The following is a 646-nucleotide window of genomic DNA, read 5'->3' on the forward strand; positions in this document are numbered from 1 at the left end:
GCGCTTGAATAATAAATTGTTTCTTATCGATTGATTTTATATCTTGTATATCCTTAATAAACTGTAAAAACGCTTGAATAACCAACCGTTTATTATCGGTTGATTCCATATCTTGGATACCTTGGATATTTTGAATATCTAACCCATGAATTTGCAAAAACGTATTTAATTCCTCTATCACCATCTTATTTTGTATGGCTTCATCGTTAAAAAAATCCGCTATGCAGCATGCCAGCAAATTTAACTGTGTTTCAACTTCACTCTCTGAAAAACCTTTATTAAGCGCTTGTAAAAATGCATACAGTTCTAAAGGTTCCATTGAATTAAAGCATTTTTGCAATACATCTACAGGAAAATCTTCAACAAGAATATCCAATAACGCTGCACATTTATGCATTCCCTGTAATGCAGGAGAGTCCTTTCTCAATTGTTCGTGAAGGACAGATGTCTCTGTTTTAGATTGATTCAACTTCTTAAGCTTTTCAAAGCCCTCAGATTTAACCCAGTCACAAACACTCTCTGCATCGTAATCAGAAAATGCCTCTAGAAATTTTGCTCTCTTTCCTAAATAGTGAAACGTAGAGCTGCCTTGTATCGTCTTACACAGCTTAGCAACAGCATTTGTCAACAAACGTGTAATAGGTTT

General features: G+C 34.5%; 1 protein-coding gene. It reads right to left on the minus strand.

Annotation, left to right across the window (positions count from 1 at the left end; genetic code table 11):
- Nucleotides 1-646, minus strand: a 646-nt coding sequence (locus DNK84_RS13660; RefSeq protein ID WP_162902509.1) for a hypothetical protein, incomplete at both ends; no start/stop codon positions are given.

It is taken from the genome of Facilibium subflavum (genome assembly GCF_003574485.1).
GTDB lineage: Bacteria > Pseudomonadota > Gammaproteobacteria > Francisellales > Francisellaceae > Facilibium > Facilibium subflavum.